This is a genomic window from Bradyrhizobium sp. (assembly GCF_049581145.1).
Taxonomy (GTDB): Bacteria; Pseudomonadota; Alphaproteobacteria; order Rhizobiales; family Xanthobacteraceae; genus Bradyrhizobium.
In genome coordinates this window covers 1-7282 of the sequence record NZ_JBAURI010000231.1, presented here as the reverse complement: position 1 = coordinate 7282, position 7282 = coordinate 1, and the positions used below count along the sequence as shown (strand labels likewise).

At 64.7% G+C, this 7282-nt stretch carries 9 protein-coding genes; 7 read left to right on the top strand and 2 right to left on the bottom strand.

Going from position 1 to position 7282, the window contains the following annotated elements; translation table 11 throughout:
• Positions 1-122 precede the first annotated feature (122 nt).
• Positions 123-419 carry a membrane protein insertion efficiency factor YidD gene (yidD, locus tag WCB02_RS07710; RefSeq protein WP_423957266.1) on the bottom strand — a complete coding sequence of 99 codons (297 nt, stop codon included), beginning with the start codon at positions 417-419 and terminating at the stop codon, positions 123-125.
• Between the two features lie 339 nt (positions 420-758).
• Here yidD and WCB02_RS07705 point away from each other — a divergent pair, with 339 nt between their 5' ends.
• Positions 759-1697, top strand: coding sequence for a hypothetical protein (locus tag WCB02_RS07705; RefSeq protein ID WP_423957265.1), 939 nt, complete (start codon positions 759-761; stop codon positions 1695-1697).
• A 127-nt stretch (positions 1698-1824) separates the two neighbouring features.
• Here WCB02_RS07705 and WCB02_RS07700 read toward each other — a convergent pair whose 3' ends face one another.
• Complete coding sequence (locus WCB02_RS07700; protein ID WP_423957264.1) at positions 1825-2280, bottom strand: iron-sulfur cluster assembly scaffold protein; 456 nt, start codon at positions 2278-2280, stop codon at positions 1825-1827.
• A 197-nt stretch (positions 2281-2477) separates the two neighbouring features.
• Between WCB02_RS07700 and folE the strand changes: the two genes are divergently transcribed.
• From folE to WCB02_RS07670, 6 genes are all read left to right on the top strand, one after another.
• A complete protein-coding gene (gene folE / locus WCB02_RS07695) occupies positions 2478-3167 on the top strand; it encodes a GTP cyclohydrolase I FolE (RefSeq protein ID WP_423957263.1) in 690 nt (229 codons plus the stop codon).
• Between the two features lie 27 nt (positions 3168-3194).
• Positions 3195-3617, top strand: coding sequence for a phosphoribosyl-AMP cyclohydrolase (gene hisI, locus WCB02_RS07690; protein ID WP_423957261.1), 423 nt, complete (start codon positions 3195-3197; stop codon positions 3615-3617).
• Positions 3618-3656: 39 nt separating this feature from the next.
• Positions 3657-4022 carry a hypothetical protein gene (locus WCB02_RS07685; RefSeq protein WP_423957259.1) on the top strand — a complete coding sequence of 122 codons (366 nt, stop codon included), beginning with the start codon at positions 3657-3659 and terminating at the stop codon, positions 4020-4022.
• Between the two features lie 848 nt (positions 4023-4870).
• A complete protein-coding gene (locus tag WCB02_RS07680; protein ID WP_423957258.1) occupies positions 4871-5227 on the top strand; it encodes a hypothetical protein in 357 nt (118 codons plus the stop codon).
• Positions 5228-5895: 668 nt separating this feature from the next.
• On the top strand, positions 5896-6273 hold the full coding sequence (locus WCB02_RS07675) for a hypothetical protein (RefSeq protein WP_423957256.1): 378 nt from the start codon (positions 5896-5898) through the stop codon (positions 6271-6273).
• A gap of 93 nt (positions 6274-6366) precedes the next feature.
• The coding region (locus WCB02_RS07670; protein WP_423957255.1) for a transglycosylase SLT domain-containing protein at positions 6367-7282 on the top strand (916 nt) is incomplete at its 3' end.

Genomic DNA, 7282 nt, shown 5'->3' with positions numbered 1-7282 from the left:
GCCGAGCCTCTGCCGCCGAAGCCGCCGCGGCCCAAAAGGCCGCGGCCGCCGCCGGTGGTCGAGCAGCGGCCTGCTGGCTTCTTCTGGTTCCTGCGCTGACCGCGGCTTGTCTCCTGCGGCGGTCAGCTTGGCCCGTTGACGCCGCGCCAGCGTCCGTAACGCCAAGGCAGATACCATCGCGCCTTTGGCGGCGCCACCGCCGGGACGTTGTCGATGCCGGAGGTACCGAACGGATGGCAGCGCAACAGCCGGGCCAGCGTCATCCATCCGCCGGCCCACAGCCCGAAACGCGCGATGGCCTCGTCGCCATAGACCGAACAGGTCGGCAAGTGGCGGCAATTGTAGCCGACCAGCGGCGACAGCGTGTGCCGGTAGATCCAGATCAGCGCCCTTGCCAGATTGCGCGGCAGCCGCAGCACCGCGCCGGGAAGGCCGGGGCCGGAACAGGAACCATCGGAACATGGATGCTGCGGCGGACAGTCCGCTGGGGCCCGGGATGATTGTTCCGCTGAACGTTTGCTGGGCGGCATGCCGCAATCCTGCGCTGAGCTTTGCGTGGTTCCAGAGCATGGAACTGACGGCTTCGCGTTTTCCGCAACACTTTGCAAAATACGCGCGGTTTTCCGGGGGCGGTGCAGCAAGTCGCTCTGGACGATGCGTAATCCTGCGGATACCATTTTTGTGACGCCTATGTGATTAGAATAGATAGGCAGGTTGGGGCTTTATCGCGCTCGTTTCGGGCTTGGGAAGGAACCCATTTGAAGCTTTTGAGGTCGTCTGATGTTCGCTCCGCGGCGCTCGCTTTTGCCGCGCTGCTCGCTCTCGCTTCCCCCGGCGCGCCGCTGGGCGGAGTGGCCCATGCCGGCACAGCGCTCGAAGAGCGCAAGCTGCCGATGCGGTTCAGCTGGGTCGATTGCGGGCCGAAATGCCACGGCTGGGTTTCGGCGGTCGGCATCGTCACATCGGACAGCCCGGAGGAGTTCGAGGATTTCGCGCATGGACGTCAACTGACCGGCGCGACCGTCGTGCTCGATTCCAGCGGCGGTTCGGTCAACGACGCCATCGTGCTGGGACGGCGCTTCCACGCCCTGGGCATGCTGACCACGGTCGGCACCACCGTGGTGCAGCATGCTGGGCAGGGCGATCGCGCCAGCGTGGTGCCGGAAGGCTATTGCGAATCGATGTGCGTGTTCCTGCTGTTGTCCGGCAAGTCGCGCTATGTGCCACAGCAGGCCCATGTCCGGGTGCACCAGATCTGGATGGGCGACCGCGCCGATGACGCCAAGGCGTCGAGCTACACCGCGCAGGACATGACCATCGTGGAACGCGACATCGGGCGGCTGGCCAAATACACCTTCGACATGGGCGGCGCCGGCGACCTCCTGTCGCTGTCCCTGAGCGTGCCGCCCTGGGATGATCTGCACGAACTGTCCCAGACCGAGCTCAAGCTCACCCATCTGGTGACGACCGACGAAGTGGCCGACGTGCTGCCGCAGAGCGGCAGCGCGTCCGTGCCGATGGCCGAGCTGGCGCCCGATGCGGTGACCAAAGCGGAGTCCAAGCCCGGGTCCAAGCCGGTGCAGGATCGTTTCGCCGACAGCGCGGCGGAGACGGACAGCAATCCGCAGCCGGCCAAATCGACCAGGACCGCCGAAGCGCTGGCGCCGACCGGCGGCGTCGCCGCGCCGGCGCAGTAGCTCTCTCACCACGACCACCTGTCACTCCGGGGCCCGGGGCGAACCTCCGATGCGCAATTGCGCATCGGGAATCCCAGGATTCCGGGTTCGTTCCTGCGTACGTCCCGGAATGACGGCGATGCGGCTTTCACCCCTGCATAGCGGCCGGCTGCTCGCGCCTGGCTTCGATCTGGCCGATCGCGTCGACCACGGCATCGAAGGTGAGAAGCGTGGAGGCATGGCGCGCCTTGTAGTCGCGCACCGGCTCCAACAGCGCGATGTCGGCCCATTTGCCCTGCGGCGGGGCGCCGTTGTCCTTCAGCATCCTGCGGACGGTCTCGCGCAATTCGCGCAATTCGCCGGCCGTGGAGCCCACGACATGGCTCGCCATGATCGAGGACGAGGCCTGGCCGAGTGCGCAGGCCTTCACGTCATGGGCAAAGTCGGTGACGACGGGTCCGTCCATCTTGAGGTCGACCTTGACCGTCGAGCCGCACAGCTTGGAATGCGCGGTGGCGCTGGCATCGGGGTCGGCAAGCCGGCCCAGCCGTGGGATATTACCGGCCAACTCGATGATCCGTTTGTTGTAGATGTCGTTTAGCATAAATCGGGTCTCGGGTTTTGCGGGGCCGACGGCTGACGACGGCCCTTAAGATGACCTTGGCGGTTATGGCCTATGAACCTATATATGGCCCGAACCAGCGGGAATGATAGTGCCGCTTCCTCCAGGCGTCCGGCGGGATATCCGCCTCGTCTGCCGGTGACACTCCGGCCTCTCGGGACCGGTCGAACGGAGTTGACATGGACGCCTTGATCAAATCGATCCGCAAGCCATCTGACGCCAAACTGCCGGAGGCGCGTCCGGCGGAACTGGATCCAGCCGAGTTCCTGGCCGCTGCGGTGCGACCGGACCAGCCGCGGCCCTCGCGCGCCGAGGCCGAGGCCGCCGTGCACACGCTGCTCAGCTATATCGGCGAGAACCCGGCGCGCGAAGGCCTCTTGGATACGCCGCGGCGGGTGGTCGAGGCGTTCGACGAGCTCTATCAGGGCTATCACCAGCGTCCGGCCGAGGTGCTCGACCGCACCTTCGGCGAGACCGCGGGCTACGATGACTTCGTGCTGATCCGCGACATCGAATTCACGTCGCAATGCGAGCATCACATGATGCCGTTCTACGGCAAGGCGCATATCGCCTATACGCCGGTCGAGCGGGTGGTCGGCCTGTCGAAGCTGGCGCGGCTGACCGACATCTTCGCCCGCCGGCTGCAGACCCAGGAGCATCTGACCGCGCAGATCGCGGCCGCGATCGATGAGATACTGAAACCGCGCGGCGTTGCAGTCATGCTCGAGGCCGAGCATACCTGCATGTCGGTGCGCGGCGTCGCCAAGCACGGCGCCATGACCTTCACCAGCCGCTTCACCGGCATGTTCCGCGACAATCCGGCGGAGCAGATGCGTTTCCTGTCGATGGTGCGCGTGCCGCAGCGCTAGCCGCGCCGCCAACTGCAAGGGCAAGCCGTGTCCACCTCAACGACTGAGCGCGAGGAGGGGCTGCAGTTCCAGCCCCGATTCGACGCGTCCGGCCTCGTCACCTGCGTCGCCACCGACGCGTCGAGCGGAGACGTGCTGATGGTCGCGCACATGAACGAGGAGGCCCTGCGCAGGACCATAGCAAGCGGAGAGGCCTGGTATTTCAGCCGCTCGCGCAATGCGTTGTGGCGCAAAGGCGAGACATCGGGCCAGACCCAGCGCGTGGTCGAGATGCGGCTCGACTGCGACCAGGACGCGGTCTGGATCCGCGTCGAGCAGCAAGGCGCCGCCTGCCACACCGGCCGCCGCTCCTGCTTCTACCGCAAGGTCGAGACCGGCGAGGGCGGGGTGACGCTGGCCTTCGTGGATGCGGAGCGGCTGTTCGATCCCAAGGCGGTTTACCACAAATAGGAGCATCGTTCCGAGGGACGCGTCCATCGGGACGATGCGTTGCGTATCAAGCATCGGTTGCAGCATACGCGGCTTGCGCGAGCGGATGTTCGCAAAGCCGACGCCAACCGTACGATCGGTGATCGCAGCTCCTTCCAGCGTACGAATGAGGCCATCGCGCAAGAATGGCAGAAGCAACAGGGGGTGATCGAAGCCCTCGATATCTGCCCGAACGTCCCCAATCACCTGCGCTTCGATTGGTCTTGCGGTTTCTCCGACCTTCAACTTGTAAAGATCGTGTCCGGTATTCTTGCGGCTCGCGACCGCTGCCCCGATTTGCCTTCTTTGCTAGATGATCAGGCAACACAAAGAACGCGTCGATCGTCAAGGAATGACGCGGTCGGCACCGGATACCCCGGGAGATGACAGGCGAACCCAATTCGGTCAGCAATGACCAGGCCAGCCATAGGTAATTAAGCAAGAGGCAAGAATGTCGGCCGGAAGTGCGCCATTCAGGCTATGAACTCATCATTGCCTGCGCCTGATCTGCAAGTGATTGCATTGCCTGCGCCAATGTACAATCGTGCAACAGCAAGTTGGTCGTGCTCCCAACAAATGTGGACCCTCTATCGGATCTCCTCGGAGGAGATCCCGTCGACGGTATTTTGAGATCGTAAACAGGCGTGAGCCGAAAAGGTTGAAATGAGAAAATCATCTGTAAAACTCGCCGAGTTGATATGCCCGGCATGCAATGGCACCGGATTTCCCAAGGTCGCTCAGCCGGTCCAACCGGGCCGCAGAATCTATCCGGTCCAGTGCAAGGCCTGTGGCGGCAAGGGGCGGATAGGGGTCTCCAGTTGAGGAGCCCATTGCCGGGTCTTGTCCGGCACGGCACCCCGCGCATGACGATAGCGGTCCAATTCGCGCGTGATTGAGCCCCTTGCGGGGGCTCACCGCGCAGGGCGAATTGGACCCCGCCGGTCCGCCGCAGAGCGCGGCCCGACAAGCGTAACCCCGCCATCTTGGCGATGCATGACGGCGGATCATGATCCGTCGTACGAACAGTCTACTCGGCGGATGGTGCCGGTGCACAGCGCCACGATCTTGTTCAGAGATCCTTGGAGGCTCGTTCGTTCTCTTCGCGCTGCGGGCTTATGACCCATCCGCCTTTGCGCAGACGCCCTTGGCTGGAACCAGTTTACGGGAAATTCGTCATTACCCAGGAGCGCGGGCCGCAATGAAGGTGGCGGCTCGCCCGATCTGGAGCCACGCCAATGCGCACGCTTTTTGTTTTGCTCGCCGTCCTCTTCGCCGTTCCGCAAATCAAGGCTGAACCCGCAGGCAAACTGCCCAGCTTCGACATCGACCGCAACTGCAGTTCCGAAGCCAGCGCCGGCACCAACGTCCAGCTGACCAAGACGGAATGCGTACGCGACGAGGTCGACGCCAGAAAGCGCCTGGATCAGCAATGGTCGAGGTTGGGATCCCACGTGAGACGCGAATGCGTCGGGGAGAGCACGATCGGCGGCGACCAAAGCTATGTCGAGCTCTTGACCTGCCTGCAAATGTCGTCGGAATGGACCGGAAGCCAGACCGTCGGGCAGGCACCTGCAGATGCGTCGCATCATTGATGGTCGATGCGCGACTCCGACGACGAGCGATTCACCCGATCGTGAGAGGGCCGCCGGCAGTGCGGTGCTATGCTCGTGTCGGGTTGATCGAACCGGTCTCTCGTACCATCAGCGGCCATAGGATCAGAGCCGACAGGCCCGTGCCTGACGGGGCCAGTGCCAACAGGCCAGTATCGTATGGCCAGAGAAAAGCGAGCATCAGCCTCCGCGCCCCCGCCGCGCAAGCGCTTGCGCCGGCGACTCGGGCGCGGTCGTACGAGGCGCTTGCGAATGCGTGTCGTTGTCGAGCCCGCCTGCTCGTCGGCCTGCGCGGGTGTCGGAGCTCGAGCGCGCGATTGCGGCGAAAGCAATCCGGCATCGGGCATTCATCGCATGATCAGGCTTGCCGCCGTCCGGGGCCGATGACCCCCCGCCGATGCCGTGCTCCGCACATGACTGCGCCATGCCATTGCCCGTGATGACGCTCCCGTGTCCATTGTCGGGACGCTGGAACCAAGCCTGCGCGGTCCCGGTTGCATGTTCCGATGCCAACGGGAGGAACGCATGACGATGAAGCGCGCCTGGGCGATGACGGAAGCCTCCACATGCGCAGGCCCGTGAACGCGCGCAGGACCGCACTCGCCATCGTCCTTTGCCTTGCCGCTGCGGACGATTTGAAGGCGGCGGGCGTGCCCAAGCCCGAAGTGCAAAAGCCTGAAATGCCCAAGCCTGGAATGCCCAAGCCTGAAGTGCCCAAGCCTGAAGTGCTAAAGCCTGCAATCCCAAGACTGGAATGCCAAGGCTGCACTTGCGGCGGCAGCGCGGAGCTGCATCCCGCAACCACGCTGCAGGATTGCATTCATGGATGCTCCGTCATCGAGCTCGTCTGCCCCGGACGAGACATCATCCCGACGACGTCAGTCCTCGGCCTTGGATTTGGCGGACAACCCAAAAGCATACCAAAGGACTGCACGATCCGGACCATAGCGGATGGAGGGATGCTGACCGGCAAGCCGGCCTCCGGCTGCGCCAAGGATGCGGCGTCGTCCGGTTTAACTCCTCGTTAACCATATCCGCCGCAGTGTAGCGGCGATGAAGAGCGTCTTTTGGGAGAAGGGCGCTCGAACAGCCTATGCGGTCCGCGGGGAGCGGAGCACCAGATGTCGGTCGACACCTCAAACGCCCAGGCCACCGCAGCGGCCGAACAGACGCGCGCGCGCGTCACCGGGGCGATCAAGCAGGCCGCCAACGCGTTCGGCACCAGCTTCCAGTACATGCTCGCCACCGCGAAGATGGAATCCGATTTCAACCCGGGCGCGGGCGCCTCGACGTCGTCGGCGCACGGGCTCTATCAATTCATCGAGCAGACCTGGCTCGGCACCGTCAAGGAAGCGGGCGGCCAGCTCGGCTACGGCCAATATGCCGACGCCATCAGCAAGACGTCGTCCGGCGACTACACGGTGAGCGATCCGGAGAAGCGCAAGGAGATCATGAAGCTGCGCGACGATCCGGTCGCGGCGTCGGCGATGGCCGCCGTGCTGACGCAGTCCAACAGTTTCCAGCTCACCGGCCAGATCGGCCGGCGCCCGACCGACAGCGAATTGTACATGGCGCATTTCATGGGGGTCGGCGGCGCCGCCAAGCTGATCAACGCCGCCGAGGACAATCCGCGCGCCTCCGCCGCACGGTTGTTTCCGAACGCCGCCGCGTCGAACCACTCGATCTTCTTCGATCGCCAGGGTAGCGCGCGCAACGTCTCGGAAGTCTATGCGGTGCTCAACTCGCGCTACGCCGGCGCGGCCAATTCCCAGGCGACGCAGACCGCGCTCGCGATGTATGGCTCTGCGCCGCCGGCGACACAGGTTGCGTCCGCGGCCGGCGCCGCGACGGCCGTGCCGTCGGCCGCCAACGCGGCGTATCTTGCGACATTCCCCGATGCGCGCGCGGCTTCGCCGGCGGGGGTGTCGGCGTCGAACGCGGCCGACACGTCACCGCCGAGCAGTCCCGCCTTCCGTTCGCTGTTCCAGGTCGACGAGCGCGCGCAGCCGGTCTCCTCCACGGTGCGCGAATTGTGGG

Excerpts from the sequence above, each read along its gene's own strand:
- folE (WP_423957263.1), top strand. The coding sequence starts at position 2,478 with ATGGACGCCTTGATCAAATCGATCCGCAAGCCATCTGACGCCAAACTG.
- WCB02_RS07680 (WP_423957258.1), top strand. The coding sequence starts at position 4,871 with ATGCGCACGCTTTTTGTTTTGCTCGCCGTCCTCTTCGCCGTTCCGCAA.
- WCB02_RS07700 (WP_423957264.1), bottom strand. The coding sequence starts at position 2,280 with ATGCTAAACGACATCTACAACAAACGGATCATCGAGTTGGCCGGTAAT.